Source organism: Micromonospora sp. DT231, assembly GCF_049847025.1.
Classification (GTDB): Bacteria; Actinomycetota; Actinomycetes; order Mycobacteriales; family Micromonosporaceae; genus Micromonospora.
This window is the reverse complement of sequence record NZ_JBNCNO010000014.1, coordinates 130747-157742: the sequence shown is the minus strand read 5'-3', so window position 1 is coordinate 157742 and position 26996 is coordinate 130747. Positions and strand designations below refer to the sequence as shown.

Annotated in this window: 26 protein-coding genes; 17 read left to right on the top strand and 9 right to left on the bottom strand. The window is 72.7% G+C overall.

What is annotated here, in order from left to right:
- Positions 1 to 14 precede the first annotated feature (14 nt).
- From ACPXBU_RS29005 to ACPXBU_RS28985, 5 genes are all read left to right on the top strand, one after another.
- Complete coding sequence (locus ACPXBU_RS29005) at positions 15 to 1370, top strand: aldehyde dehydrogenase family protein (protein ID WP_425760536.1); 1356 nt, start codon at positions 15 to 17, stop codon at positions 1368 to 1370.
- 5 nt (positions 1371 to 1375) lie between these two features.
- Positions 1376 to 2143, top strand: coding sequence for a 3-oxoacyl-ACP reductase (locus ACPXBU_RS29000; RefSeq protein WP_393375194.1), 768 nt, complete (start codon positions 1376 to 1378; stop codon positions 2141 to 2143).
- 11 nt (positions 2144 to 2154) lie between these two features.
- Positions 2155 to 2898 carry a gamma-glutamyl-gamma-aminobutyrate hydrolase family protein gene (locus ACPXBU_RS28995; protein WP_393375196.1) on the top strand — a complete coding sequence of 248 codons (744 nt, stop codon included), beginning with the start codon at positions 2155 to 2157 and terminating at the stop codon, positions 2896 to 2898.
- A 41-nt stretch (positions 2899 to 2939) separates the two neighbouring features.
- The gene (locus ACPXBU_RS28990) at positions 2940 to 3491 is read left to right on the top strand and encodes a pyridoxamine 5'-phosphate oxidase family protein (RefSeq protein ID WP_393375198.1); all 552 of its coding nucleotides are present in this window, start codon (positions 2940 to 2942) and stop codon (positions 3489 to 3491) included.
- A gap of 194 nt (positions 3492 to 3685) precedes the next feature.
- The gene (locus ACPXBU_RS28985; protein WP_425760534.1) at positions 3686 to 7345 is read left to right on the top strand and encodes a SpoIIE family protein phosphatase; all 3660 of its coding nucleotides are present in this window, start codon (positions 3686 to 3688) and stop codon (positions 7343 to 7345) included.
- A 28-nt stretch (positions 7346 to 7373) separates the two neighbouring features.
- Here ACPXBU_RS28985 and ACPXBU_RS28980 read toward each other — a convergent pair whose 3' ends face one another.
- Positions 7374 to 7688 (bottom strand): STAS domain-containing protein, encoded by a 315-nt coding sequence (locus ACPXBU_RS28980; RefSeq protein ID WP_393375204.1) that lies wholly within the window; start codon positions 7686 to 7688, stop codon positions 7374 to 7376.
- A 95-nt stretch (positions 7689 to 7783) separates the two neighbouring features.
- Between ACPXBU_RS28980 and map the strand changes: the two genes are divergently transcribed.
- Entirely contained in the window at positions 7784 to 8641 is an 858-nt protein-coding gene (map, locus tag ACPXBU_RS28975) for a type I methionyl aminopeptidase (protein WP_425760533.1), read from the top strand.
- Positions 8638 to 9351, top strand: a complete 714-nt coding sequence (locus ACPXBU_RS28970) for a VIT1/CCC1 transporter family protein (protein ID WP_393375209.1) — start codon at positions 8638 to 8640, stop codon at positions 9349 to 9351. The genes map and ACPXBU_RS28970 overlap by 4 nt, the downstream gene beginning before the upstream one ends.
- Before the next feature lie 6 nt (positions 9352 to 9357).
- Here the strand turns inward: ACPXBU_RS28970 and ACPXBU_RS28965 are convergent, their stop codons facing one another.
- The 7 genes from ACPXBU_RS28965 to ACPXBU_RS28935 all read right to left on the bottom strand — a co-directional run bounded on the left by ACPXBU_RS28965 (position 9358) and on the right by ACPXBU_RS28935 (position 15994).
- Positions 9358 to 10095 (bottom strand): nucleotidyltransferase domain-containing protein, encoded by a 738-nt coding sequence (locus tag ACPXBU_RS28965; protein ID WP_425760531.1) that lies wholly within the window; start codon positions 10093 to 10095, stop codon positions 9358 to 9360.
- Positions 10096 to 10286: 191 nt separating this feature from the next.
- A complete protein-coding gene (locus tag ACPXBU_RS28960) occupies positions 10287 to 10787 on the bottom strand; it encodes a nitroreductase/quinone reductase family protein (RefSeq protein WP_393375212.1) in 501 nt (166 codons plus the stop codon).
- Between the two features lie 82 nt (positions 10788 to 10869).
- A complete protein-coding gene (locus ACPXBU_RS28955) occupies positions 10870 to 13653 on the bottom strand; it encodes an FtsX-like permease family protein (RefSeq protein WP_425760529.1) in 2784 nt (927 codons plus the stop codon).
- Entirely contained in the window at positions 13650 to 14384 is a 735-nt protein-coding gene (locus ACPXBU_RS28950; protein WP_393375217.1) for an ABC transporter ATP-binding protein, read from the bottom strand. The genes ACPXBU_RS28955 and ACPXBU_RS28950 overlap by 4 nt, the downstream gene beginning before the upstream one ends.
- Complete coding sequence (locus ACPXBU_RS28945; RefSeq protein WP_425760527.1) at positions 14381 to 14983, bottom strand: PadR family transcriptional regulator; 603 nt, start codon at positions 14981 to 14983, stop codon at positions 14381 to 14383. The genes ACPXBU_RS28950 and ACPXBU_RS28945 overlap by 4 nt, the downstream gene beginning before the upstream one ends.
- 52 nt (positions 14984 to 15035) lie before the next feature.
- Entirely contained in the window at positions 15036 to 15473 is a 438-nt protein-coding gene (locus ACPXBU_RS28940) for a ferritin-like domain-containing protein (RefSeq protein ID WP_425760525.1), read from the bottom strand.
- Entirely contained in the window at positions 15470 to 15994 is a 525-nt protein-coding gene (locus tag ACPXBU_RS28935; RefSeq protein ID WP_425760579.1) for a hypothetical protein, read from the bottom strand. The genes ACPXBU_RS28940 and ACPXBU_RS28935 overlap by 4 nt, the downstream gene beginning before the upstream one ends.
- 155 nt (positions 15995 to 16149) lie before the next feature.
- Between ACPXBU_RS28935 and rimP the strand changes: the two genes are divergently transcribed.
- The 9 genes from rimP (at position 16150) to ACPXBU_RS28890 (ending at position 24133) form a co-directional block, all read left to right on the top strand.
- Positions 16150 to 16839 (top strand): ribosome maturation factor RimP, encoded by a 690-nt coding sequence (gene rimP / locus ACPXBU_RS28930; RefSeq protein ID WP_425760523.1) that lies wholly within the window; start codon positions 16150 to 16152, stop codon positions 16837 to 16839.
- On the top strand, positions 16836 to 17879 hold the full coding sequence (gene nusA, locus ACPXBU_RS28925; protein ID WP_425760521.1) for a transcription termination factor NusA: 1044 nt from the start codon (positions 16836 to 16838) through the stop codon (positions 17877 to 17879). The genes rimP and nusA overlap by 4 nt, the downstream gene beginning before the upstream one ends.
- Positions 17880 to 17895: 16 nt before the next feature.
- Positions 17896 to 18228: a YlxR family protein gene (locus tag ACPXBU_RS28920; protein WP_387200354.1), complete on the top strand. Its 333-nt coding sequence runs from the start codon at positions 17896 to 17898 to the stop codon at positions 18226 to 18228.
- 93 nt (positions 18229 to 18321) lie between these two features.
- Positions 18322 to 21345 carry a translation initiation factor IF-2 gene (gene infB, locus ACPXBU_RS28915; protein WP_393375234.1) on the top strand — a complete coding sequence of 1008 codons (3024 nt, stop codon included), beginning with the start codon at positions 18322 to 18324 and terminating at the stop codon, positions 21343 to 21345.
- Between the two features lie 90 nt (positions 21346 to 21435).
- A complete protein-coding gene (locus tag ACPXBU_RS28910; protein ID WP_091400377.1) occupies positions 21436 to 21732 on the top strand; it encodes a DUF503 domain-containing protein in 297 nt (98 codons plus the stop codon).
- Between the two features lie 126 nt (positions 21733 to 21858).
- Positions 21859 to 22359: a 30S ribosome-binding factor RbfA gene (rbfA, locus tag ACPXBU_RS28905; protein ID WP_425760518.1), complete on the top strand. Its 501-nt coding sequence runs from the start codon at positions 21859 to 21861 to the stop codon at positions 22357 to 22359.
- Positions 22356 to 23414 carry a DHH family phosphoesterase gene (locus ACPXBU_RS28900; RefSeq protein WP_425760516.1) on the top strand — a complete coding sequence of 353 codons (1059 nt, stop codon included), beginning with the start codon at positions 22356 to 22358 and terminating at the stop codon, positions 23412 to 23414. Before rbfA ends, ACPXBU_RS28900 begins: the two co-directional genes overlap by 4 nt.
- Before the next feature lie 102 nt (positions 23415 to 23516).
- Complete coding sequence (locus ACPXBU_RS28895) at positions 23517 to 23924, top strand: hypothetical protein (protein ID WP_393375243.1); 408 nt, start codon at positions 23517 to 23519, stop codon at positions 23922 to 23924.
- A complete protein-coding gene (locus ACPXBU_RS28890; RefSeq protein ID WP_393375430.1) occupies positions 23924 to 24133 on the top strand; it encodes a DUF6186 family protein in 210 nt (69 codons plus the stop codon). The genes ACPXBU_RS28895 and ACPXBU_RS28890 overlap by 1 nt, the downstream gene beginning before the upstream one ends.
- 440 nt (positions 24134 to 24573) lie before the next feature.
- Here the strand turns inward: ACPXBU_RS28890 and ACPXBU_RS28885 are convergent, their stop codons facing one another.
- Positions 24574 to 25416, bottom strand: a complete 843-nt coding sequence (locus tag ACPXBU_RS28885) for a hypothetical protein (RefSeq protein ID WP_425760514.1) — start codon at positions 25414 to 25416, stop codon at positions 24574 to 24576.
- Between the two features lie 204 nt (positions 25417 to 25620).
- Between ACPXBU_RS28885 and ACPXBU_RS28880 the strand changes: the two genes are divergently transcribed.
- Complete coding sequence (locus tag ACPXBU_RS28880; protein WP_425760512.1) at positions 25621 to 26943, top strand: MATE family efflux transporter; 1323 nt, start codon at positions 25621 to 25623, stop codon at positions 26941 to 26943.
- Positions 26944 to 26996 lie beyond the last annotated feature (53 nt).

The window sequence follows — 26996 nt, the reverse complement described above, 5'->3', positions numbered from 1 at the left end:
GGGTGGGTTGGGGCGTGAGCGTTGTCGTGGATCCGGCGAGCGGGGTTGGGTTTCGCGAGGTTCCTGCGGCGTCGGTGGCTGACGTCGACGGGGCGATCTCGCGGGCTGCCTCGGCCTTCGAGACGTGGCGTCTCGTCGCCGCGGGGGATCGGGCGCGGTTGCTGCGGCGGTTCGCCGCCGTGGTCGACGCCCACCTGGACGAGTTGGCCGCGCTGGAGGTGCGCAACTCCGGGCACACCATCGGCAACGCCAGGTGGGAGGCCGGCAACGTCCGCGACGTCCTCGACTACTACGCCGGGGCGCCCGAGCGGCTGACCGGGCGGCAGATCCCGGTGCCGGGCGGGTGGGACGTCACCTTCCACGAGCCACTCGGCGTGGTCGGCGTGATCGTGCCGTGGAACTTCCCCATGCCGATCGCCGCCTGGGGGTTCGTCCCGGCCCTCGCCGCCGGCAACACGGTGGTGCTCAAGCCCGCCGAGTTGACCCCGCTCACCGCGCTGCGGTTGGCCGAGCTGGCCCGCGAGGCGGGTCTGCCCGACGACGTGTTCACCGTCGTACCCGGTGCGGGTGCGGTGGTGGGGGAGCGCTTCGTCAGCCACCCGGCGGTCCGCAAGATCTGCTTCACCGGCTCCACCGAGGTCGGCACCCGGATCATGGCCGGCTGCGCGGCCCAGGTGAAGCGACTCACCCTGGAACTGGGCGGCAAGAGCGCGAACATCGTGTTCGCCGACGCCGACCTGGAACGCGCCGCCGCGACCGCGCCGGGCGCGGTCTTCGACAACGCCGGCCAGGACTGCTGCGCCCGGTCGCGGATCCTGGTCCAGCGTTCGGTGTACGACAGGTTCCTGGCACTGCTCGAACCTGCGGTACGCGCCTTCCGGGTGGAGGACCCGTCCCGGGAGACCGCCGAGATGGGTCCGCTGATCTCCGCGGCCCAGCGGGACCGGGTCGCCGGCTACCTGCCCGACGCGCGGGTCGCCTTCACCGGCTCCTGCCCCGACGGCCCCGGCTTCTGGCACGCGCCCACGGTGCTGCTCGCCGACTCACCGGCCGACCGGCACTGGCGGGAGGAGATCTTCGGCCCGGTGGTCTCGGTGCTGCCGTTCGACGACGAGGCCGACGCGGTCCGGCTCGCCAACGACACCGAGTACGGGCTCTCCGGCTCCATCTGGACCCGGGACGTGGGGCGGGCACTCCGCCTGGCCCGTGCCGTCGACTCCGGCAACCTCAGCGTCAACTCGCACTCCTCGGTGCGCTACTGGACCCCGTTCGGCGGGATGAAGCGTTCCGGGCTCGGCCGTGAGCTGGGCCCGGACGCGCTGCACTCCTTCACCGACGTCAAGAACGTGTTCATCGCGACAGAGGAGTGACGCCTGTGCAGGGTCGGTTGCAGGACCGGGTGGCCGTGGTCACCGGAGCGGGCAGCGGCATCGGGTTGGCCACCGTGCGGCGGTTCGCCGCCGAGGGCGCCCGGGTGGTCTGCGTGGACATCGACGCGGCGGCCGGCACGAGGGCCGCCGAGGAGTGCGGTGGTGAGTTCGTGGCCACCGACGTGGCCGACGAGTCGGCGGTACGCGACCTGTTCGACGGGGTGGCCGACCGACACGGTCGGGTGGACGTCGCGTTCAACAACGCCGGCATCTCACCCCCGGACGACGACTCCATCCTGGACACCGGCCTCGACGCGTGGGAGCGGGTGCTCCGGGTCAACACCACGAGCGTCTACCTCTGCTGTAAGTACGCCATTCCACACATGCGCCGCCAGGGCAAGGGCTCGATCATCAACACGGCGTCGTTCGTGGCGCTGATGGGCGCGGCGACGTCACAGATCGCGTACACCGCGAGCAAGGGCGGGGTGCTGGCGATGACCCGGGAGCTGGGTGTGCAGTTCGCCCGCGAGGGCATCCGGGTCAACGCGCTCTGTCCCGGCCCGGTGGCCACCCCGTTGCTGCTGGAGCTGTTCGCCGCCGACCCGGAGCGGGCCGCCCGCCGGCTCGTGCACGTGCCGATGGGACGCTTCGGGCAGCCCGAGGAGATCGCCGCCGCGGTGGCGTTCCTGGCCAGCGACGACGCCTCGTTCATGACCGCCGCGCAGTTCGTGGTCGACGGCGGCATCACGGGCGCGTACGTCACACCGCTGTGAGCACACCGGTCGTGCGAGCCCCGCGGTCGCGAACGGCGCCGGCCCGGCGGCGGCCGCTGATCGGGATCAGCGCGTACGTCGAGCCCGCCGCCTGGGCGAGCTGGCAGGGCGTACGGGCCGTGCTGGTGCCGGAGGCGTACGCCCGGGCGGTGACGGCCGCGGGTGGCCGCGCGGTGGTCCTGCCGCCGGACGACGTGGACGCGGACGTGGTGGCCGTCCTCGACGGGCTGCTGCTGGCCGGCGGCGCGGACGTGGGTCCCGGGCGCTACGGCCAGCGGCCCGACCCGCGTACCGAGGATCGGCCGGAGCGGGACGCCGGTGAGCTGGTGTTGTTGGCCGCCGCGCTCGCCGCCGGGCTGCCGGTGCTGGGCGTGTGCCGGGGCATGCAGTTGCTTGCCGTCGCCTACGGCGGCACCCTGCACCAGCACCTGCCCGACGTGGTCGGCCACGAGGGGCACCGGCCGGCGCCCGGCGTCTACGGGACCCATCCGGCACGGTTCGCGCCGGGGAGCCTGGCCGCGACGGTGCTGGCCGGGGTGGACCGGGTCAACTCGTACCACCACCAGGCGGTCGCCGATCCCGGTCGACTCGCGGTCACCGGGTGGGCGGAGGACGACGTGATCGAGGCCGTCGAGGACCCGACGCGGCCGTTCGTGCTGGGCGTGCAGTGGCATCCGGAGAACGAGAAGGAGCCGCGGCCGATCACGGCGCTGGTCCGGGCCGCCGCCGAGCGGCTGGCCAGCGGTGTGAGCTAGGTCGCCCCGACGGGTGGTGGGGCCGGTGGGAGGATCGCCGCATGGGCAAGGTCTATCCGGAGATCGATTCTCGACTACGTGACTTCATCGCGGACCAGCCGGTCTTCTTCGTGGCGACCGCGGCGTCCGGTGCCGAGGGGCATGTGAACGTCTCCCCGAAGGGCATGCGGGGCACGTTCGTGGTCCTCGGCCCGCACCGGGTGGCCTACCTCGACTATCACGGCAGCGGGGCGGAGACCATCGCCCACCTGCGGGACAACGGCCGGATCACGCTGATGTTCTGCGCCTTCGACGGGCCGCCGAAGATCGTCCGGTTGCAGGGCCGGGGCCGCAGCGTGGCGGTGACCGAGGACGACTTCGCCGACCGGCTCGCCGAGTTTCCCGCGCCGCCGGACGTGCACGCCGTCCGGGCCGTGATCATCGTCGAGGTGGAACGGGTCAGCGACTCCTGCGGCTTCGCGGTGCCATTGATGGACTTCCGCGCCGAACGCGACCTGTTACTCACCTCACACTCCCGTCGCACCACCGACGACCTGGCTGTCTACCGGGCCACAAAGAACGCGGCGAGCATCGACGGGCTGCCGGTCTTCTGACTCGTCGGGCGCTCTGGCGACCGCCGTTCGACGCCGGCGCGCCCGGCGTACCGTCCCGTGCCCGACGGCTCGGGCGGACGTCAACAGCGTCCAACTGTCGTCTTGCGTTACGTTGCTGGTCCGCTGGGGTACAAGTCGAAGCACGGCGGGTGAAGATCAACGGTCGCGGGGTGCCGGCCGGAGCGGGAGGCTGTATGAGCTCGGCCCAGGGGGGCGCGGACACTGGGCAGTCCGTCGCGCCCGGCCCGAAGGCTCCTCCGATGCTGGCGGCGGCGTTCGTGGCCGGCGGCGAGATGGGTGAGCTGCTGAGCCGCTTCGACTGGTCCACCGGCCCGCTCGGCGAGCCCGGCCGCTGGCCGCTGGCGCTCTCCAACGCGGTCGGCATGATGCTCACCTCCAGCGCGCAGGTCGTGATGTTCTGGGGCGACGAGCAGCTCGCCTTCTACAACGACGCCTACCGGCCGACAATCGGCGGCAAACATCCGGACGTGCTCTGCCAACCGGCCCGACACCACTGGGCGGAGACCTGGTCGGTGCTCGGCCCGCTGCTCGACGGCGTGCGGAGCACCGGGCGCTCCTACCGCGGCGACGACCACCCGTTCCTGCTGGACCGGCACGGTTTCGTCGAGCAGACCTACTTCAACGTCTCGTACGACCCGATCCGGGGCGAGGACGGCTCGGTCAGTGGCGTGTACTGCATCGTCAACGAGACCACCGGACGGGTCCTCGGCGAGCGCCGGCTGCGGGCACTTGCCGAACTGGGTGTCGAGTTGACCGACACGGGCAACGCCGCCGACCTCGGTCGGACCGCCGCCGAGGCGCTCGGCCGGCACCGGGCGGACGTGCCCTTCGCCGTGATCTACCTGGCCGACGAGAGCGGTCAGCTCGCCCTGGCCGGGTCCACCGGCATCGCTCCGGCCACTCTCGGCGACACCGCCGAGCTGCTGGCGCGGGTCACCGCCGACACCGCGCCCGCGACCGTCGACGTGGCCGAGCTGCTCGATCCGCCGCCGGCCGACGCTGCCGACCAGGCCCTCGTGCTGCCCCTCACGGCGGCCAACCAGACGGTCGGCGCGCTCGTCGTCGGCGTGGCCCGCCAGCATCCGCTCAGCGACGACTACCGCAACTTCCTGGAGCTGATCGCCGCCCAGATCTCCCGTGCGGCAGGCACCCAGCGCGCCTACGAACAGGAGCGGGCCCGCGCCGCCGAACTGGCGGCGCTGGATCTGGCGAAGACCAACTTCTTCGCCAACGTCAGCCACGAGTTCCGCACCCCGCTGACCCTGGTGCTCGGCCCGCTGGAAGACATGCTTGCCGACCCGGCCCGGCCCGCGGCCGAGACCGACCGACTCACCATGATGCACCGCAACGCGCTGCGCCTGCTCAAACTGGTGAACACCGTGCTGGACTTCTCCCGACTGGAGTCCGGTCGGCTCGCCGCCCGCTACCAGCCCACCGACCTCGCCAGCTACACGGCCCGACTGGCCAGCACCTTCCGTTCGGCGACCGAACGGGCCGGGTTGCGGTTGGTGGTGGACTGCCCACCGCTGCCGGCGCCTGTCGTCGTCGACCGGGACATGTGGGAGAAGATCGTCCTCAACCTGGTGTCGAACGCGGTCAAGTTCACCTTCGACGGTGAGATCCGGGTGCGGATCCGGGCCGTGGACGACGTGGCCTGCCTGGAGGTGACCGACACCGGCATCGGCATCCTGCCGGACGAGCTGCCGCACGTCTTCGAGCGGTTCCACCGGGTGCCGGGGGTGCGTGCCCGCACCCACGAGGGCACCGGGATCGGCCTGGCGCTGGTCCGGGAGCTGGTCGAGATGCACGGCGGCACCGTCGGTCTGACCAGTCAGGTCGACGAGGGCAGCACCTTCACGGTGACCGTTCCGTTCGGTGACGCACACCTGCCCGCGGACCGGGTCGTGGCCTTCGACCCGCTGCCGCCCGGTGAGCCCGAGCAGGCCCGGCTCTACGTGGCGGAGACCGCGCTGTGGACCGGCGTCGCGCCGGCGCCCGGGTTCGACGGCCGGCCGACGGACGGCGCTCCGGCCGGCCGGATCCTCGTCGTCGACGACAACGTGGACCTGCGCGAACACGTCACCAGACTGCTCTCCCCGACCTGGGAGGTGGTCACCGCGAACGATGGGGTGGTTGCCCTGCCGCTGGCCCGCGAGGGCGGCTTCGACCTGGTGCTCAGCGACGTGATGATGCCCCGACTGGACGGGTTCGGGCTGGTGAGCGCGCTGCGGGCGGACCCGCGTACCCGTCACGTGCCGATCGTGCTGCTCTCCGCCCGAGCCGGCTCCGCGGAGGCCGTCGCCGGCCTCTCCGCCGGGGCCGACGACTACCTCACCAAGCCGTTCTCCAGCCAGGAGCTGATCGCCCGGGTCCGGGCCAACGTCGAGCTGGGCCAACTCCGCGGCCAGATCATCCGTCGGCTCCGGGGGCTTGCCGACGCGGCGGTGGCCGTGAACACCGCCCGGTCCACCGCCGACGTGCTCCAGGTCGCCGCCCGGCACGCGCTGAGTCTCGCCGAGGCCGCGCGGGTGGTGGTCACCACCACCGGGGCCCGGGCCGAGGCGGACAGCGGCGGCGCCACCGCCACCGATCCGTCCTTCGTGGCCGACCTGACCGGCACCGCCGGCGAGCCACTCGGCGAGCTGCGGGTCTGGCGGCCGGCCGGCGACGGCGCACAGGCCGACGAGGCCGCGTTGACCCAACTGGCCCGCCTGGTCGGGGTCCGCCTGGAGAACGCCCAGCTCTACGAGGCCGAACACCGCATCGCGACCACCCTGCAACACAGCCTGCTGCCCCGGTCGCTGCCGCAGCTCCCCGGAGCGGTGGTGGCCAGCCGCTACCTGCCCGGCACCGCCGACGTCGAGGTCGGCGGTGACTGGTACGACGCGATAAACGTCGAGGACGACGACCTGGTGCTTGTCATCGGCGACGTGGTCGGCAAGGGCGTCCAGGCCGCCGCGGCGATGGGACAACTGCGCAACGCGCTGCGGGCGTACCTGCTGGAGGGCTACGGCCCGGGCGAGTCGTTGACCCGGCTCAACCGGCTCGTCGACTCCACCGAGGGCCGCTCCTTCGCGACGGTGGTCTGCCTGCTGTTCAACCCGCGCACCGGCCGGCTGCGGTACGCGAGCGCCGGTCACCCGTCCCCGCTGCTGGTCCGGGCGGGTGAGGTGTCGTTCCTGCACGACCGTGCGCTCGGCCCACCGGTCGGCGCGATCCCCGGTGCGACGTACGAGGCGGTCGAGGGCGAGCTGGCGCCCGGCGACCGACTGGTGCTCTACACCGACGGGTTGATCGAGGACCGCCAGCTCGGCATCGACGCCGCGCTGGCCCAGCTGTGCGTCGACGCGGCAACCCCCAGTGAGCACGTGGCGGACCTGATCGACGCGGTCGTCGCGCGGGTCGACGGGCGTCCGCGCCGCGACGACGTGGCGGTCCTCGCCCTCGAGGCGGCCGAGCTGAACCGTTTCGCGTTGCGGCTGCCGGCGGACCCGACCCGGCTCAGTGTGCTGCGCAAGCGCCTGGAGGACTTCCTCGTCGCGCACGCGGTCGACGAGACGGACGTGTTCGACCTGACCGTGGCCGTCTCCGAAGCCGCGGCCAACGCCATCGAACACCCGGTTCATCCCGCCGAGGCGGTGATCAGCGTGGAGGTGGGCATCGAGGATCGGACGGTGACGGCGACCGTGCGCGACAGCGGGCAGTGGCGTGCGTCGACCGGCTCCGGGTTCCGGGGGCGTGGCCTGGCGCTGATCAGGGCGTTGGGTGAGCTGTCGGTGCGGCGTACCGACGCGGGCACCGAGGTGACGCTGCGCCGGGAGTTGCGGAGCTGATCGTGCGGCCGGCGGCGGCCGGATCGACTCAGGTGGGCCGGAGCCAGCTCTGCTCGCCCAGGCCGGAGATCTCCAGCACCCGGCGGACCTGCCGCGACGGCAGGACGGTGAGCGCGCCCGAGAACTGCTGGGCGAGCCGGACCAGGGCGTGGATGGCGGCCGAGTCGAAGAAGGTGACGGCGCTCAGGTCGAGGGTGATCCGCTCGGCGGGCTCGCGCAGCGCCGTCTGGAGCATGGTGTCGGCCGTGGCCATGTCGACCTCACCGGCCACCACCACCTGGAGGTGGTCACCGTCGATCTCCGCGCTGGCGGAGAAGACGGGTGGTGCTCCCCCTTGATCCACGCTGACACCATGGCACAGCCGACCTGACGGGGCAACAACCCCCTTCCAGCGCCCGTGGCGCGGGTCACCAGCGGCCCCGGCGATAGGCTGACGGCATGACCGTCCGTCCGCCGCTGACACCAGGCACGCTCTCCCCGATGCGTCCGGTGCCGTCCCAGATCGCCCGACCGGAGTACGTGGGCAAGGAGCGTCCCGCCCAGTGGCGCGGCTCGCACGTGCAGACGCCGGAGACCATCGAGAAGATGCGGATCGCCAGCCGGCTCGCCGCCCAGGCGACCCAGCTCGCCGGCGAGCACTGCAAGCCCGGCGTGACCACCGACGAGATCGACCGGGTGGTGCACGAGTTCCTCTGCGACCACGGCGCGTACCCGTCGACGCTCGGCTACAAGGGCTTCCCGAAGTCCTGCTGCACGAGCCTCAACGAGGTCATCTGCCACGGCATCCCGGACTCCACGGTGCTGCAGGACGGCGACATCATCAACGTCGACGTCACCGCGTACATCGGTGGGGTGCACGGCGACACCGACGCCACCTTCTGCGTCGGCACGGTCAGCGAGGACGCCCGGCTGCTTGTCGAGCGGACCCACGAGGCGATGATGCGCGGCATCCGCGCGGTCGCCCCGGGCCGCCAGATCAACGTGGTGGGCCGGGTCATCGAGTCGTACGCCAAGCGGTTCGGCTACGGCGTGGTCCGCGACTTCACCGGCCACGGCATCGGCGAGGCCTTCCACAGCGGGCTCTACGTGCCGCACTACGACAGCCCGCGGCCCACGGACATCATGGAGCCGGGCATGACGTTCACCATCGAGCCGATGATCACCCTGGGCACCTACCAGTACGACATGTGGGACGACGGGTGGACGGTGGTCACGAAGGACCGGAAGTGGACGGCCCAGTTCGAGCACACGATCGTGGTGACCGACGACGGCCACGAGATCCTGACCCTGCCGTGACCGACACCCCAGCGGCGCTGCGCGAGGCGCACCACGCGGACGTCTCCGGCGGGTGGCTGCGCCCGGCCGTCTTCGGTGCGATGGACGGCCTGGTCACCAACATCGCCCTGATCGCCGGTGTCGGCGGCGGCGGGGTGTCCCCCCGCAACATCGTGCTCACCGGCTCCGCCGGCCTGGTGGCCGGCGCGATCTCGATGGGGCTCGGCGAGTACACGAGTGTCCGCTCCGCCAACGAGCAGGTCGCCGCCGAGGTCGCCAAGGAGCGACGCGAGCTGGAACGGCACCCCGAGGCGGAGGCCCGGGAGCTGGCCGACGCCTGGGTGGCCAGGGGGCTTCCCCGGGACCTGGCGACCCAGGTCGCCGAAGCGGTGCGGCGCGACCCGGAGGAGGCCCTGCGGGTGCACGTCCGCGAGGAGTTGGGCGTCGACCCCGACGACCAGCCCAGCCCGTGGGCCGCGGCGATCTCGTCGTTCCTGTTCTTCTCGGTGGGTGCGCTCGTGCCGCTACTGAGCTACCTGTTCGGCGCCACCGAGCTGTGGCTGGCACTCGGTGTCGGCGGGCTCGGCCTGTTCGTCGCCGGTGCGGTGGTAGCCCGCTTCACCCAACGCCCATGGTGGACCAGCGGGCTGCGGCAACTGCTCCTGGGCGCCGCGGCCGCCGGCGCCACCTACCTGGTCGGCACGCTGATCGGCGTGCCGGGCGGGCTGTGACGCCGGTCAACCGCTGAGCAGGTCGTCGATCGTGCCGTCGACCGCCCGGCCACGGGCGGCCAACTCCTCGGCCTGTCGACCGAGCACCACACCCACCTCGGTCATGTCCGCGCCGGCCAACCCGGTCCGTCGTACCGCGTCGCCGGGATCCCGGTAGTAGGTGCGGCTCAGCAGGCCCGTCACCGTGGCCGCCGCCAGCCGGGCCTCACCGAGCATCAGCAGCGCCTGGTCGGTCTCGTACCACTCGGCCAGCCGGGCGGCCCGAGCGTGCGCCGCGCTGCCCCGGTACCAGGCCTGCCGGGCCGGGGTGCTGAACTCCGCCGGCCGGGCCCGCGCCAGCCGGCCCAGATGCTCGTCGCGCAGCGTCCGCAACCAGCCGGTCGGATCGTGCAACGGCTGGGTGGTGACGTACCGGTCGGCGGTCAGCGGCCAGAGCGGGGAGATGACCCGGGCCTGCGCCAGGTAGTCCTCGGCGGCGGCCACGGTCAGATCGACGAGCACCCCGTCCACGCGCCGGGTCGCCGGCCGAGGGCCGGCCCGGGGCCGGTAGGTGACCACCAGCAGGCCCGCCTCGCGATCCCCGCCGCCGTCGTCGTCACCGTGCGCGAGCGGGCCGTGCACCGCGACCGCGAGCACATCGGCCGGAAAGCGCCGGCGGACCGCCTCGCCGACCCGCTCCGCGACCGCCCACCGACTGTCGTCGAGGCCCCGGCCGACCTCGGCCGGCCCGCCGCCTGCGCTCATCCGGCCACCAGGGTGCGCGACCGCGCGGCATGCGGGGCTGTCGCCGTGCGCGATCGCGCGGCTTGCGGGGCTGTCGCCGTGCGCGACCGTGGGTCTCGCGGGGGCGTCGCCGTGCGCGATCGCGTGGCTTGCCAGCCCGGCTCACTGCTCGCGCTCACGGGACCCGCCTCTGTTCGCGACCGAGCGTCAGCCTAGCCAGCCGACGGGGGACCGGCCGGCACGCCGCGCCCGGCCGGCACGAGCCGGAAGATGTGGATCTCCCGGCCGCCGGCCCGCCGCACGTACGTGTGGTACGCGGGCCACTCGGTGACCAACAGCTGCCACAGCCGGTCCCGTTCGGCGCCGGACGCCCGCTCGGCCCGCACCGGGATCCGCCGGCCCTTCAGCTGCACCTCGGCGGCGGGATCGGCGAGCAGGTTCATCGCCCAGCCGGGGTGCTGGGTCTGCCCCCAGTTGGAGCCGATCACCACGTAGGCGTCGTCGTCGGGCACGTAGAGCAGCGGGTTGCTGCGTGGCTTGCCGGAGCGGCGGCCGGTCGTCGTGATCACCAGGGACGGGATCAGGCCGAGCGCGACCACCCGCCCCCGGGTGAGTCGACCGACCACCCGGTCGGCCGGGACCAGCAGACGTGCGGCGGCGCCGAACCAGCGATGATGACCGACTCGACGGGTGAGGGTTCCGAGCACTGACACGCGGATCAGTGTGCCGGCTGCCGGGCCCCGCCGGCACCCCCCGTACGCGCCCGGCTTGCCAACCGGGCGGTCGCGCCACCAGTCAGTCCAGTCGACGTTCGATCGGCAGCCGGGCGCGGGTGAACAGGCCCGCCCCGAGCATCGCCACGATCGGCACCAGGACGAGCACCCCGAGCGCGGGCCACGGCACCACGTACGGGTACCGGTCGGGTACCGGCCAGTCGTTGGCGTACTGCCGGTTCGCCGAGAACAGCACGATCGCGGCGGTGCCCAGCCCGGCCACGATGCCGAGCACCGAGCCCAGACCGGCGATCACCCCCGCCTGGCAGATCGCCAGCATCCGGCGGAGCGCCGGTGCCGCGCCGACGGCCGCGAGGGTGGTCAGCTCGGCGCGTCCCTCGGCGGCGGCGAGCGCGGTGGCGATCCCGGCCGCGCCCATCGTGATGACGCCGGCCGCCGCAGCGAGCAGCAGCAGCAACGGGGAGATGTCGTGCGAATCACGGCCGTACTCCACGGACATCGAGAACGTGCCGAAGGGTCGCAGCGCGCTGGCGAAGCGTTCCCGTTGCTGCCGGTCCGGCGGTGTGGGAGCGCCGATCACCCAACCGGCCGGTGACCAGGTCAGGCCGAGGTGCCGGGCCGCGGACCCGGAGAGCAGCAGGTGGGACTGGCCGGCCACCCCGTGCAACGCGTACCCGGGGAAGTCGGCGGTGGGGCCCGGCCGGTCCGTCCCGGGATCCACCTGGTTCACGCGTACGGTCACCAGGCCGTCGTGCAGGTAGCGCGGCTCGGTCACCACCACACCCCCGGCACGCAGCACGGCGGTGGCGGCGGCTGTCGTCGCCGGGTCCGCACCGGTGAGCAACGGCAGTGCGGCCCCGTCGTCCACGCCCGTCTGCACGTAGCCGCCGTCGTAGTTCATCGGGTCGATCCGACAACGCCTGTCGGCCCGCGCCTGCCGACGGTGCGCCGCGGAGAGCTTGTCCCCGGGCTGCCAGGGGCAGACCTGCGCGGGCGGCAGCACCGGCGCGACGTCGCAGTAACCCACCTCGGGTGCGCAACTGACCGTGTTGACCGGGGCGATCCGATCGGCGCCCCACTGGTCCCGGGCCATGGCGGCGAGCTGGGTCAGCGAGGGCTGCCGGACCGACTCGCCCGCGTAGACGAGCACATGGCCGGTCGGCAGCATCGGCCGGTAGGCGTGCGAGCTACGGGCGTCGCTGCTGGCCAGGAACCCGCCGAGCGCCACACTGCTGGCAACCGCCGCCATCACGGCGCAGATGGCGGGCGCGGCGGCGGCGCGGTTGCGGCTGGCGTCGCGCAACGCGATTCGCGGTGCCAACGGCAACGCCCGACCGAGCCGGGCGAGCGCGCCGATCAACGTGGGCGTGCAGCACACCAGGCCCAACTCGCCGAGGATCAGGCCGGTGAGGATCACCACGGTGGAGGTACGGGACGCCCCGAACGCCGCCAACCCCACGCCGCCGGCCACCAGCGACAGCCCGAAGGCCAACCAGCGGATCTGGGACACCGGGGGAGTGCGTCGCCCGGCGAGGCCGGCGCTGACGTCCTGCCGCGCGGCGGTCCAGGCCGGCGCCAGCGCGGCGAGCACCCCGGCCAACACCGCGACGGCACCCAGCAGCAGCAGCGCGATCGGCCAGCAGCGGTACCCACCGAAGCGGGCGTCGAAGACGTACTGCTCCATCAGCGGACGACCGGCGAACGCCGCGCCGACGCCGACCAGCAGACCGGTGGCGGCACCCAGCACACCCAGCACCACGCCGTCGGCCAGCACGACCCGACGAAGCTGGGCGGCGTCCCCGCCGGCCACCGCGACGAGCGCCAGATCGCGCCGTCGGCGACGGACGCCGACCGCGAAGGCCGGCCCGACCAGCAGGACGACCTCCAGCAGCCCGAGGCCGGCGATGAGCACGCCGGTGCCCAGGTCGGTGGTTTCGCCCGGGTCGACGGGGCCGAGCCAGATCCGCTTCCGTTCGGCGGCCGACTCGCTCGGAGGACGGGCGGCGACCAGCACACCCCGGTCGTTGAGTCGGGACACCAGCGCCGCATCGATGGTGCCGGGCACGTCGACAAGCCAGCTGCTCTCCGGTTCGGGACCGGTCCGGGGCACCGCACCCGGGTGCAGCGCCACCACCGCGCCGAGGTCGTCGGGGAACTCGACCACCCCCACCACGGTGTACGCCCTGCTTCCGTCGGCGAGGGCCACGGCGCGACCAAGGCGCAGGTTCAGAAGGCGCAGCGCCGCCGGACTCACCGCGACCTCGCCGGGCTGCTCGGGCGCCCGTCCCGCCCGGAAGCGCACCAGCCCGCGGGCCAACGGGTCGCCGAGGTCCAGCACTCGCCCCTGCATGTCCTCGTCGCGGTGTGGGCCCCGCAGGGTCAGCCGGACGCCGCTGCGCATCTCGGTGACTCGACTGCCCGGCCCGAGCAGGGCGCTCACCTGGGCGGTGGTGGCTCGGGCGGTCGTGGGTCGCTGCGTCCCGTCGCGGGCGGTCCAGCTGTCCCCCCACTCGTCCTGGTCCAGCGGGGTGTCGGAGATCCAGCGCAGCTCCGCGTCGGCCACGCCGAGCCGGCGATCCACCTGTTCCTGGCCGGTCAGCACGGCCATGTCGTAGCTGGCGGCCAGGAAGGCGAGCACGGCCACCGGCAGGGCGATCATCGCGAGCACCAGGGCGGTCCGGCGCCGGGCGCGGCGGGACTCCCGGCGGGCGATCCGCAACGCCGCCCGCCACGAGCCGGTCAGCTCGGCGAGCCGCCGACGACCGGCCCGGACCGGTGGCGCGGCAGGTCGTGCCGCGGGGGTGTCGAGCCGGGAAGGCGCCGGCCTGGTACGGCGGACGGTCACCGCTCGCTGCCGGACAGCAACTGCTCGACGCTGCCCAGCGGCGTGGTCGTGTCGACGAGGACGCCGTCGCGCAGGAACACCACCCGGTCCGCCCAGCCGGCATGTCGGGCCTCGTGGGTGACGAGCACTCCGGCGGCCCCCGCGTCGATCCGGCGGCGCAGGAGGTGCAGCACCGCCTCGCCGGTCTGCGAGTCCAGGGCCCCGGTGGGCTCGTCGGCGAGCACCAGCCGGCGTTCGCCCACCAGCGCGCGGGCGATGGCCACCCGCTGCTGCTGCCCGCCGGAGAGCTGGTCGGGGAAGCGGTCACCAAGCGCGGGTAGACCCACCTCGGTGAGCGCGGCCATGGCCAACGTCCGGGCCCGACGTCCGCTGGTGCCGTCGAGCTCCAGCGGAAGCGCCACGTTCTCCAGCGCGCTCAGGCTACCCAGCAGGTTGAGCTGCTGGAAGATGTAGCCGATCCGACGGCGCCGCAGCTGGGCCAGCCCGCGACGGTCCAGCGCGCCCAGCGGTTGCCCCTCCACCCGGACCTCCCCGTCGGTCGGGCGGTCCAGCCCGCCGGCGAGGGCCAGCAACGTCGACTTGCCGGAGCCGGACGGGCCCATCACGGCGACCAGCTCGCCGGGCCGCACGACAAGGCTGACCCCGCGCAACGCGTGCACCGCCGCCGGTCCGGCGCCGTGGGTGCGGTGGACGGCGCGAAGCTCCAGCACCGCGTCGTCCGATCCGCTCACCGTCGCGCCTCCTCGCCGGCCCAGTGCGCCGCGTCCCGCGCGTCGGCGTCGCCCGGCCCGGGTGGGGGAGGTGCCGGGCCGCTGGGCTGGTGCCGCACCAGACTTGTCTCGCAGTGGTCCAGCCAGCGGACCTCGGCCTCGGCCTGGAACACCATCGAGTCCAGCACGAGACGCCAGGGCAGGTCCTCCGGTCGGTTGCTGCCGTACTTCAACCGGGTCAACTCCTGCAGAGCCCGCATCGTCGCGCTGCGCTGGGCCTGCACCACCGAGCGGACGTCCACGCCCGGGGTGGTCAGCGCCAGCGCCAGTTTGATCGCCAGCTCGTCGCGGGGCCGGTCGTTGCGGTTGACCGGGGTGGCGAACCAGAGCGTCAGATCCGCCCGGCCGGCGTCGGTGATCTCGTACGGGCGCTGCCCGGCCTCGCTCTCCGGCAGCGGGCGCACCAGACCGTCGCGTTCCAGCCGGGACAGTGTGGTGTAAACCTGCCCGATGTTCAGCGGCCAGGTCGAGCCGGTCGACTCCTCGAACGCGGCGCGCAGCTGGTAGCCGTACATCTGGCCGCGTTCGAGCAGGGCGAGCAACCCGTGACGGATGGACATGGCAACGGAGTATGCATACCTGGTATGCGCACCGCAACCGGAGTGGAACGGTTCAGGTCGGCCGACCGGGAAATGGGACAGTCAGCGGGGTCAGCCCGGCCGTCTTGCGCCACCTGGTGGCCCGTACCGCGTACTCGACGAGGGCGGCCAACGCCTGGTTGCGGTCGGCGCCGGTGGTGGACGCCAGAGCCGCCCGCCAGTGCGCGGCCGTGCGCTCCTCCACCTCCGCGGCGAGCCGCAGGGCGCTGGCCCGGTCGGTGACCGGGAACGGCAGCGCGTAGCCGGCGCGGTCCGGCGGCACGACGCCGCCAGCTGCGCTCAGTTGCACCACGAGGGCGTCGCGCCGGCTGCGATGTGCGGCCTCGGCCTGGTGTGCGGCCTCCCGCGCCGCCCCGGTGAGTCGGACCCCGATCCGCCCGTAGGCGTAGATGGCCGCGTACTCGGCGGACAGGGCGGCGGCGAGCGCCTCCCCGGCGGACGGCTGCCTCACTTCAGTGCCTCCTGGTGGGTGGCTCGGGCGGCGGCGATCGACCCGAGCAGCGCGGCCCGTTCCGCGCTCGCCGACCCGCAGGCGGCGGTGGCGGACTTCTGGGCGGTCTTCTCCAACGCGCGCAGGGCGGCGAGCGCGCCGGCCGGATCGGTTGCCGGGGCGGTGGTCGGCGCGGCCACAGTGCTGGGCAGGGCGACACCGATCACCCGGGCCAGTTCGGTGGCGTGCGCGGTGTGCGCCTCGGCGATCGGGCCGAGCCGGGCGGCCAGGTCGGGATGCGCGGCCGCGCCGGCCTGGTATGCGGCGGCCAGCGCGAGTGACTCGTCCACCATCGGCCGCAGCGGGTCCGGTGGTGGCGCCGGCTGGTCGTCACGGTCGAAAAGATCACAGCCGGTCAGCGGCGCCGCGGCGCCGCCGAGCGCCAGCAGGGCCCCGGCACGCAGGAGCTTTCGCCGGGAATGTCTGGATGCTTGGTCGCGCTGTGTCGTTCTGCCGGTCCCCACCCGGCAAGTCAACACCATCCCCGTCGGTCCGGGGGCCACCGACGTCGGTGCGCCGCCCGGCCCGCCGACGGGCAGGCGCGTTACGCTCTGCGCAGCCACCGGCGCGTCCGCTCCGGTGGTATGCCGGCATGTCGGGACGACCGATCACCGTCGACCAGGGAGAGGGTGCGGAGATGACGCAGCGTGGCCGTGCCACCAGGTCGACAGGGCGACCCCGCGATGCCGCGGGTCCCCGCGGTGGTGATCTCGCAGCGCGACGCACGCGACTGCGGGCCGTGATCGAGCCCGTGGTCAACGACGCCGGCTACGACCTGGAAGACCTGTCGGTTTCCCGGGCCGGTCGCCGGCACGTGGTGCGGGTGATGGTCGACACCGACGGCGGGATCGACCTGGACGCCGTCGCCGACGTCTCCCGCGCGGTCTCGGCCGCACTGGACGCCGCCGAGGAGGCCGGTGGCGACATCGTCGCCGGGGAATACCAGCTGGAGGTCAGCTCGCCGGGCGTCGACCGGCCACTCACCCTGCCCCGCCACTGGCGGCGCAACGTGGGCCGGCTGGTCAAGGTCACCGCCCGGGGCGCGGCCGCGTTGCCCGGCCAGCGTGGCGAGCAGCCCGCCGGTGACCGTCAGCTGACCGGCCGGGTGGTCGCGGCCGACGACGAGGGCGTGCAGTTGGAGACCGACGGCGACCGTAGCTCCTGGGCGTACGCCCAGCTCGGCCCCGGCCGTGTGCAGGTCGAGTTCACCCGGCTCGCCGAACTCGGCGAGCCGGACGAGGAGTTCGACGACGCGGACGACTCAGACGAGATCGACGATTCAGACGACATCGACGACGAAGATGATGTGGAGGACGAGGAGAGGTGAACATCGACCTCGCGGCGCTGCGCGCACTCGAGCGCGAGCGGGAGATCCCGTTCGACACGATTCTCGCGGCGATCGAGACCGCGTTGCTGACCGCCTACCGGCACACCGACGGCGCCGAGCCGCACGCCCGGGTGGAGATCGACCGCAAGTCGGGCGCCGCCCTGGTGTACGCGCAGGAGATGGACGCCGACGGCAGCCTGGTGCGGGAGTGGGACGACACCCCGCACGACTTCGGCCGGATCGCCGCCATGACCGCCAAGCAGGTGATCCTCCAGCGCCTGCGGGAGGCCACCGACGAGGTCCACTTCGGTGAGTACGTGGGCCGCGAGGGTGACCTGGTCACCGGCGTGGTGCAGGCGCACGAGACGCGTACCGAGAAGGGCATCGTCAGCGTCGACCTCGGCAAGCTCGAGGGCGTGCTGCCGCAGTCCGAGCAGGTGCCCGGTGAGCGCTACGCGCACGGTGAGCGGGTGCGCTGTGTCGTGGTGCACGTGGCCAAGGGCATGCGCGGGCCGCAGATCACCCTGTCCCGGTCGCACCCGGCGCTTGTCAAGAAGCTGTTCGCGTTGGAGGTGCCGGAGATCGCCGACGGCACGGTGGAGATCGGCGCGATCGCCCGTGAGGCAGGTCACCGTACGAAGATCGCCGTACGCTCCACCACCCCCGGGGTGAACGCCAAGGGCGCCTGCATCGGCCCGATGGGTCAGCGGGTGCGGGCCGTGATGAGCGAGCTGCACGGTGAGAAGATCGACATCATCGACTGGTCGGACGACCCCGCCACCTTCGTCGGTAACGCGTTGTCGCCGGCCAAGGCGCTGCGGGTCGAGGTGGTCGACCTGGCCGGTCGTGCCGCCCGGGTGACGGTCCCCGACTTCCAGCTCTCCCTCGCGATCGGTCGGGAGGGGCAGAATGCCCGGCTCGCGGCCCGTTTGACCGGTTGGCGGATCGACATTCGGTCCGATGCGGAGCAGACCGCGCCGGCCGCGCGTGCGGGAGCTGATCACGTGCGGGAGCCGGGCGGCGCGATCTCGGGCGGCTAGGGGTAGACTTCTTCCAGTGGTACGACGCGCAACGCCGGAACGCACCTGTGTGGGTTGTCGGCAACGTGCGCCGGCCAGCGAATTGCTGCGGATCATCGCGGTCCGGGACGAGGCTGGTTTCAGTCTTCGACCTGATCCGCGCCGCAGGCTGCCGGGTCGGGGAGCGAACATGCACCCGGATCCGGCCTGCTTCGCGCTGGCGGTGCGTCGCCGCGCCTTCGGGCGTGCGCTGCGCATCACCGAGGTCCTTGACCACGGTGTGCTGGCGGAGCACGTCGATGCGCCAACCACTACGTCCGGTCAGCCCGACCGGGCGAGGGTCGCTAGCAGGGTAGGACGACCGACATGAGCACACGATGAAGTCCCTGAAATGACCAGGCTTCAAGTGCACGAGTGAGGTCGCTGCGGGTGCTGCCCGCACGACCTCGGAGTGAGGAGTGCAGTGGCAGGCAAGGCCCGCGTACACGAGCTTGCAAAAGAGCTCGGGGTCGAGAGTAAGACCGTTCTCGCCAAGCTGAAGGAAATGGGCGAGTTCGTGAAGTCCGCGTCGAGCACCGTCGAGGCGCCCGTCGCCCGGCGGCTGCGTAACGCATTCGTCGCGTCCGCCGGTGCTCCGGCACCGGCCGCCGCCCCGTCGGCGCCCGCGCCGACGCCGGCTTCCAACCCGACCCCGACGCTGTCCCCGACCCCGGGCGCGCCCCGGGTCTCGGCCAAGCCGATGCCGCCCCGGCGGCCGACCGCGCCGGCTCCCGGCCCGAAGCCGAAGGGTCCGGTGCCTGGTGCGCCGCAGCCCGCGGCTCCGGTCGCCAAGCCGGCGAGTGCCCACGACATCGAGGTGGCGGCCGCCGAGGCGCGTGCCGCCGCGCTGAAGGCTGAGCAGGAGGCCGCGGTCAAGGCCGCACAGGCCGCCCGCCAGCAGCAGCGGGACAACCCCGTTCGCCGGGAGCCTCCGGCCGACGGCGGCAACCGTCCCGGCCCTCGGCCGGGTCCCGCCGCGATGCCACCCCGTCCCGGTTCACCGGCCGCTCGTCCGAGCACGCCGGCTCCGGGTCCGGGTGCCCGACCCGGTGGTCGCCCGCCGGCGCGCGGCGCCGGTAACAACCCGTTCGGCATCCAGGGCGGCCAGCAGCAGCGGCCCCCGGCCGCCGGTGCGGGTGGTCCCCGGCCCAACAGCCCGGCGGGCATGCCGCCGCGGCCCAGTCCCAACTCGATGCCTCCGCGGCCCAGCCCGGCCTCCATGCCGAGCCAGCGTCCGGCTGCCGGTCGTCCCGGTCCCGGTGGCGCTGGTCGCCCCGGTGGCGGCGGCGCCGGTCGTCCCGGTGGCGGCGGCGGTGGCTTCCGTGGCGGTCCCGGCGGTGGCGCCGGTGGCGGTGGCGGTTACCGTGGCGGCCCTGGTGGCGGCGCGGGTGCCGGCGGTGGCGGTGGCTACCGTGGCGGTCCCGGCGGCGGTGGCGGTGCCCCCGGTGGCGGTTTCCGTCCGGGTGCTCCGTCCGGTGGCGGCGGTCGTCCGGGTGCGGGTGGTCGTGGCCGTGGCGGCGGCGCAGCGGGTGCCTTCGGGCGTCCGGGTGGCCGGCCGACGCGCGGTCGCAAGTCCAAGAAGCAGCGCAGACAGGAGTTCGACAACCTGTCGGCTCCGACCATGAGCTCGGGTGCTCCCCGGGGTCAGGGTCAGATCGTCAGGCTCTCCCGTGGCGCCTCGCTGTCGGACTTCGCCGACAAGATCAACGCCAACCCGGGTTCGCTGGTCCAGGAGATGTTCAACCTGGGCGAGATGGTCACCGCGACCCAGTCCTGCTCTGACGACACCCTGCAGCTGCTGGGTGAGCACCTGGGCTTCGACATCCAGATCGTCAGCCCGGAGGACGAGGACCGCGAGCTGCTCGCGCAGTTCAACATCGACCTCGACGCGGAGGTGGCCGAGGAGCGTCTGGTCAGCCGTGCGCCGGTGGTGACCGTCATGGGTCACGTCGACCACGGTAAGACCAAGCTGCTCGACGCGATCCGTAAGGCGAACGTCGTGGCCGGTGAGGCGGGTGGCATCACCCAGCACATCGGTGCGTACCAGGTGCACGTTCCGCACGATGGTGTGGACCGCGCGGTGACCTTCATCGACACCCCCGGTCACGAGGCGTTCACCGCCATGCGTGCCCGTGGCGCGCAGGTGACGGACATCGTGATCCTGGTGGTGGCGGCCGACGACGGCGTGATGCCGCAGACCATCGAGGCGTTGAACCACGCCAAGGCGGCCGACGTGCCGATCGTGGTCGCGGTCAACAAGGTCGACAAGCCGGAGGCCAACCCGGACAAGGTCCGCCAGCAGCTGACCGAGTACGGCCTGGTCGCCGAGGAGTACGGCGGCGAGACCATGTTCGTCAACGTGGCCGCCAAGCCGGGCATCGGCATCGAGGAGTTGCTCGAGGCTGTCCTGCTGACCGCCGACGCGTCGTTGGAGCTGACCGCTCCGATCGACGGGCCGGCGCAGGGTGTGGCCATCGAGGCGCACCTGGACAAGGGCCGCGGTGCGGTGGCGACGGTGCTCGTGCAGAAGGGCACCCTGCGGGCGGGCGACTCGATCGTCGCCGGTGGGGCCCACGGCCGGGTCCGGGCCATGCTCGACGAGAACGGCAACCAGCTCTCCGAGGCTGGGCCGGCACGTCCGGTCATGGTTCTGGGTCTGACCGCGCCTCCCGGTGCGGGTGACACGTTCCTCGCCGCGGCGGACGACCGCACGGTGCGGCAGATCGCCGAGCAGCGGCAGGCGCGGCGGCGGGCGGCGGCATTCGCCAACTCCCGTGGTCGGGCCACTCTTGAGACGCTCATGGAGCAGCTCAAGGAGGGCGAGAAGACCTCGCTCAACCTCATCCTCAAGGGTGATGTCTCCGGTTCGGTGGAGGCCCTGGAGGACGCGCTGTTCAACCTCGACATCCCCGAGGAGGTCCAGCTCAAGGTCCTCGACCGGGGCGTCGGCGCGATCACCGAGAGCAACGTCATGCTCGCGAGTGCGTCGTCCGAGCCGGTCACGATCATCGGCTTCAACGTGCGGGCCTCGAACAAGGTCCGCGAGATGGCCGACCGCGAGGGCGTGGAGATCCGGTACTACACCGTCATCTACCAGGCCATCGAGGAGATCGAGGCAGCGCTCAAGGGCCTGCTCAAGCCGGAGTACGAGGAGGCCGAGCTGGGCAGCGCGGAGATCCGCGACGTCTTCCGCTCGTCCAAGATCGGCAACATCTCCGGTTGCATCGTCCGGTCGGGCATCATCCGACGCAACGCGAAGGCTCGGCTGCTTCGGGACGGGACGGTCGTGGCGGACAACCTCACGATCACCTCGCTCAAGCGGTTCAAGGACGACGCCACCGAGGTCCGCGAGGGCTTCGAGTGTGGTCTGACCCTGGGTGGTTACAACAACGTCCAGGTCGGCGACGTCATCGAGACCTTCGAGATGCGGGAGAAGGTTCGCGCCTGATCCGGCAGTGACACGCTGATCGAGGGGTTTACGCCACGCGGCGTAAACCCCTTGATCATGCGGGGTGGGTTGGCGGTATCGTCCGGGGCGATGTTCACCGGAACCGCGGTCTTCGACCTGCTGCTGCCGGGCGACTCCCGGTCGCTCAAAGCCAAGAGATCATATGTACGGCCGATCGTGGCGGCGTTGCGTCGCTTCGAGGTCTCGGCCGCCGAGGTGGGTGCGCTCGACCTGCATGGTCGGGCGCAGCTGGCGGTGGCCGTGGTGGCCGCCGAGACGGCGCACGTCCGCGAGGTGCTCGACTCCTGTGAGCGCCTGGTGGCCAATCGCCCCGAGGTCGAGTTGCTGTCGGTCCGACGCCGGTTGTACGGCGTGGACGACGACTGACCATGGTGCCGGCTGTGCCGGGCGACCGGTGCGGCCGCGAAGGTAGTGTTCGAGATGTTGGCCGGTCGGCCGGCGACCCCCGGGTCGTCGGCGCGACCGGGAGCAGGACGCCGTGGAGGTGGCGAGATGTCTGATCCGGCCAAGGTACGCCGGCACGCGGAACGGGTGCGTGAGCTGGTCGCGTCGGTGGTGCGGAGCCAGATCAAGGACCCGCGGCTCGGGATGATCACCATCACCGACGCCCGGATCACCGCTGACCTGCGCGAGGCGACGGTCTTCTACACGGTGCTCGGTGACGCGGTGGCCCAGGCGGACACCGCCGCGGCCCTGGAGAGCGCCAAGGGGCTGCTGCGCAGCACTGTCGGCAAGGCGCTCGGGTTGCGCCACTCGCCGACCCTCACGTTCGTCCTCGACGACGTGCAGGACCAGGTCAAGCACATCGACGACCTGCTCGCCGCCGCCCGTAACGCCGACGCCGAGGTGCAGCGACTGGCCGCCCAGGCGAAGTACGCGGGCGAGGCCCAGCCGTACCGGGTGGATGACGAGGACGACGAGACAGACGAGACGGACGAGGCCGACGAGGCCACCGACGTCAAGGACGCCCCGCGGGGTGGGGAAACGCGGTGACCAGCACCGCCAGCGCCCCGCTCGCCGGGGCAGCCGGGCTCGGCCCGGCCGAGAGTGACTGGGCTGCGGCCGAGGCGCTGGTGCGGGCTGTCCCGCCGGGTGGCCGGGTCCTGCTGATCTGCCACATCAACCCGGACGGTGACGCGCTGGGCAGCATGCTCGGCTTCGGTCTGGGCCTGCGGCAGTTCGGCGTCTTCGAGCTGCAGGCGACCTTTCCCGGGCCGCCGGAGGTGCCCGAGCCGTTCCGGGGTCTGCCCGGGCTGGACCTGCTGGTCCCGGCGGACGCCGCCGACCCCGCACCCGACCTGGTGATCTGCTTCGACGCGGCGAGTGAGTCGCGCCTCGGTGAGCTGGCCGGGCGGTTGTCGTCGGCGGGTGCGGCGCTGGTGCTCGACCACCACGCGTCGAACTCCGGCTTCGGCACCGTCAACCTCGTGGATCCGGGCGCCGCGGCGACGTCGGTCGTGGCGGAGCAGTTGCTGGCCCGGCTCGGGGTGGTGGTGGATCCGGCAATCGCGGAGTGCTTCTACGTGGCCCTGACCACGGATACCGGCTCGTTCCGGTTCGCGGCGACCACCCCGGCGGTGCATGAGATGGCCGCCCGGTTGTTGGCGACAGGCATCTCGCCCGGAGACATCTCCCGACAGGTCTTCGACACCCGGCCCTTCGGGGCGGTGCGTCTCTTCGGCGAGGTGCTCGGCCGGGCACGGCTGGAGCCGGCGGCTGCGGGCGGCCGAGGGTTTGTCTGGACCTTCGCCACGCTTGCGGATCTGACCCGGCACGACCAGCGGCCGTACGTGCTGGAGGCGCTCATCGACTCGGTGCGGTGCACCGCCGAGGCGGATGTGAGCTGTGTGCTCAAGCAGACCGCTCCCGCCGAGTGGGCGGTGTCCATGCGCAGCAAGGGCGCGGTGGACGTCAGCCAGGTCGCGGTGACGCTCGGCGGTGGTGGCCACCGGTTCGCGGCGGGGTTCACCGGTCGGGGCACCGTCGAGCAGGTGGTCGAGTCGATCCGCGGCCAACTGGACGCGGCGTTGCTCGACCCCGGCGCCTGACGGCGACGTTCCCCGTCATCGATCGCCCGGTCCGCAGGATCAGGGTCAACTCCGGGGAGTGTCGGTCTTCCCGCGCTCGGTGAGACCGGGAAGAATTGCGGGATGGAGCAGCCGCACGACCTCACCGTGGAGGCCCCCCGTGCCTGGGACCGGCCCACCGTCTCCGTTCCCGTCCTCGTCTGCCTGTCGCTCGTCGGTGGTCGGTTCGCGTCCTTCTCCACCGAGGCGAATCTCTTCACCATCGGCACCGGCGGGGTGCTGATCTGGCTCGGTCTGAGCAATCGGGTGCCTCGCCGACCGGCGCCGCGCCGGCTGGGCCCGGGGGCGGTCTGGTGGGCGGTGCCGGTGGTGGTCTTCGGGGTCTTCGAGGGCGTGACCTTCGTGCTGGCCGCCGGTGACGACTTCCCCACCTTCTCTCGGCTGGCCGACCCGCTTCTGGAAGATCATCTGACGCGGTCGGCGGTGTGGTTCGCCTGGCTGGCCGCCTTCTGGGGGCTGGTGCGTCGATGATGCGGGCGCTCGCCATCGGTGGTTTCCTCACCGCGTTGGCGCTCTTCGCGGTGGTCGAGTGGATGGCCCGGCGGGAGGGTTCCCGGATCCCCACCCTGGGCGAGGTCTGCGCGTACGTGATGCGCTACGAGGTCGGGTCGGTGCCGGTGGGCCGGATCGGTCTGTTCGGGTTCTGGTGGTGGCTGGGCTGGCACTTCCTGGCCCGCTGAGCCGGGTCTCCGCCTGTCCACATGGCGGGAACCGAGAGCAGCATGTGGACCTGAACGATAACTTGGGAGACGGCCGGGTACCGCGTCGCGGTGCAGGTCATGGGTGGTGGTGCCACACCTCGTGCTGCCTCCCTCCAGGGTCGGACCGACCCGGGCTCACGCTGCCCAGTCGGCTGCTCCGGTAATCCCGGACCGCCGTGGGACGCGCAGCACGACCGCCCGCGAGGGCCACCGCGTGTCGGTGGCTCGCTCCCTGGAAGGACCACCACCATGCCGAACAAGCCCAAGCCCGAGACCACCGACGACGCCCGCGAGCAGGCCCGCCGCGCCCTGCAGACGTCGATGGACACCCGTCAGTGACTCATCTCGACACGTGGTGACGCCGCCCATGCGCCGCGCTGACGGCGTCACCGCCCGGCCACAGGTGGGGATCGGGTCGTTCAGGACAGGAACGTGTCCAGGGCCGCCTCGATGGTGCCGGAGTCCGGCGTCGCGTACGCCCTCATTGTGGTCCTGTCGTACGAGATGAAACTCGGGCACCTGTTCGTCGGGGCGGTCACGGTGCCGCCGTCGCCGATCTTCTCGGCGGTCCGGGCCGCGTAGAAGGTCAGGGTGTAGCGCGACGAGACGTAGTCGACGCTTACCTGCTTCTCCGCCTTGTCCTTGTACTGACACTTCTTCGGGGCGCCCTGGCTGCCCTCGACGAATCTCAGGCAGCCGACCACCGACACCTTCTGGTAGTCCGCGCCCTTCGCGTAGTAGGACTTGTCCGAGGGGACGTACGTCGACGACCAGGACGTCGGCCGGTCGGGGTTGTTCGAGAACGTGTACGCCTTGGCGCCGGCCCGGCCCCCGTAGGGCGCCGCGTTCAGGATCGGGCTGCCGTCGCAGACGTTCGCCAGGTCGCTCGAGTAGCGGGCGGTCATCGAGTTGTTGTTCGGTGGATCCGCCTGCCCCGGCGTGGGGACGGTCCCCGTGCCCGGAGTGCTGGCGGCGCCGGGCGTGGGGGTGGAGGACGTGCCCCGTGCCGGCTCGTCGTTGTCGTAGGCGAGCAGGATGCCGATTCCCGCGCCACAGATGGCGAGTATGACGACCACCGCGCCGGCGACCAGCCCGATGATCAGGCCCTTGTTCGACGTGTTCGGCGGCGGCGGCGGCGGTGGCGCGCCGTAGTACGGCTGGGGTGGTGGCTGCCCGTACGGCGGGTAGCCGCCCTGCTGCGGCGCCGGGGGGCCGCTCCAGGGGGTGACGTTCGGGCCGGGCGGCGGGTAACTGTCGCTCACTGTGGTCAGGCCTATCGCTGTCGGGGTGCCCCCCGCGTGGGAGCCTCGGACAGGGTAGTGAGCGCCGCAAACCGGGATGCCGGCGACACCGAGCGCATCGGGCCCGCGATCCTCGATGCCGTCCACCGAGCCGGGCGAGAGCTGGGCCCGTAAGTTCCCGGTGGCCTTGTGCTCCTTACCGCAGTCGTGCCAGGATCGGCGGCGATGAACCACGCCGCCACCGCTCACCGACCCGCCTCTCCTCGGCGGATCGCCGCGCTCGCCCTGCCGGCCCTCGTGGTGCTCGCCGCCGAGCCGCTCTACGTGCTCGTCGACACCGCGGTGGTCGGACACCTCGGCCGGGTGCCGCTCGCCGCGCTCGCCGTCGGCGGCACGGTGATGACCCTCACCGCCTGGGTCGGCACCGTCGTCGCGTACGGCACCACCGGTCGCGCCGCCCGTCGCTTCGGCGCGGGGGACCGGGCCGCCGCGGTAGCCGAGGGAGTGCAGTCGTCCTGGCTGGCGTTCGGCGTCGGCCTGCTGATCGCGATCGGCATGCAGGTCGGCGGTGGCGCGCTCGCGCGTACCCTCGCCGGTGGCCCTGGCGACGTGGCCGACGCCGCCGCGCACTGGCTGCGGATCGCGGCCCTCGGCGCCCCCGGCCTGCTGCTCGCCGCCGCCGGCAACGGCTGGCTGCGCGGCGTGCAGGACACCCGACGTCCCCTGTTCTTCGTGCTCGGCCCCAACCTGCTCTCCGCGCTGCTCTGCCCGCTGCTGGTCTACCCCGGCGGCCTGGGCCTGGTCGGTTCGGCGGTGGCCAACGTCGTCGCGCAGACGCTCTGCGGGGCGCTGTTCGCCGCAGCGCTTGTCGCCGAGCGGGTGTCGCTGCGGCCCCGGCCCCGGGTGATCCGTCAGCAGTTGGTGCTCAGCCGCGACCTGCTCATCCGAGGGCTGGCGTTCCAGGCCAGCTTCCTCTCCGCGACGGCCGTCGCCGCCCGCTTCGGCGCCGCCGCCGTCGGCGCCCACCAGATCGCCCTGCAACTCTGGTTCTTCACCGCGCTGGTGCTCGACGCCCTCGCGATCGCCGCGCAGTCCCTGGTCGGTGCCGCGCTCGGCGCCGGCGACGACGCGGGCGCCCGGGCACTGGCCCGCCGGATCGGGCTGCTCGGCGGCGTCTGCGGCGTCGCCTTCGCGCTTGTCGTCGCCGCGGGCGCCGGCGTCGTGCCGTCCTGGTTCAGCTCCGACGAGGGGGTACGCGAGCAGGCCATGGTGGCCTGGCCCTGGTTCGTCGCCATGCTGCCGCTGGCCGGGGTGGTGTTCGCCCTCGACGGCGTGCTGATCGGCGCGGGCGACGTGCGTTACCTGCGCAACCTCACCATCGTGGCGGCGCTCGGCGGCTTCCTGCCGGCCATCTGGCTGGCCTACGTGCTCGACCTCGGGCTGGGCGGCATCTGGGCCGGGCTCACCCTCTTCGTGGTGGTCCGGCTGGTCGCCCTGCTGCTGCGGCTGCGCAGTGGCGGCTGGGCGGTAACCGGGGCCGTCCGCTGACCGACGTGCCCGCCGATCTTGCAGTTTTTGTCGTCGAAATGAGGTGGACGGCG

Bases quoted from the DNA above. Each gene is read 5' to 3' on its own strand.
- ACPXBU_RS28990 (WP_393375198.1), top strand. From the start codon at position 2,940: ATGGGCAAGGTCTATCCGGAGATCGATTCTCGACTACGTGACTTCATC.
- ACPXBU_RS28985 (WP_425760534.1), top strand. From the start codon at position 3,686: ATGAGCTCGGCCCAGGGGGGCGCGGACACTGGGCAGTCCGTCGCGCCC.
- map (WP_425760533.1), top strand. From the start codon at position 7,784: ATGACCGTCCGTCCGCCGCTGACACCAGGCACGCTCTCCCCGATGCGT.
- ACPXBU_RS28965 (WP_425760531.1), bottom strand. From the start codon at position 10,095: ATGAGCGCAGGCGGCGGGCCGGCCGAGGTCGGCCGGGGCCTCGACGAC.
- ACPXBU_RS28945 (WP_425760527.1), bottom strand. From the start codon at position 14,983: ATGTCCATCCGTCACGGGTTGCTCGCCCTGCTCGAACGCGGCCAGATG.
- ACPXBU_RS28935 (WP_425760579.1), bottom strand. From the start codon at position 15,994: ATGGTGTTGACTTGCCGGGTGGGGACCGGCAGAACGACACAGCGCGAC.
- rimP (WP_425760523.1), top strand. From the start codon at position 16,150: ATGACGCAGCGTGGCCGTGCCACCAGGTCGACAGGGCGACCCCGCGAT.
- ACPXBU_RS28910 (WP_091400377.1), top strand. From the start codon at position 21,436: ATGTTCACCGGAACCGCGGTCTTCGACCTGCTGCTGCCGGGCGACTCC.
- rbfA (WP_425760518.1), top strand. From the start codon at position 21,859: ATGTCTGATCCGGCCAAGGTACGCCGGCACGCGGAACGGGTGCGTGAG.
- ACPXBU_RS28895 (WP_393375243.1), top strand. From the start codon at position 23,517: ATGGAGCAGCCGCACGACCTCACCGTGGAGGCCCCCCGTGCCTGGGAC.
- ACPXBU_RS28890 (WP_393375430.1), top strand. From the start codon at position 23,924: ATGCGGGCGCTCGCCATCGGTGGTTTCCTCACCGCGTTGGCGCTCTTC.
- ACPXBU_RS28880 (WP_425760512.1), top strand. From the start codon at position 25,621: ATGAACCACGCCGCCACCGCTCACCGACCCGCCTCTCCTCGGCGGATC.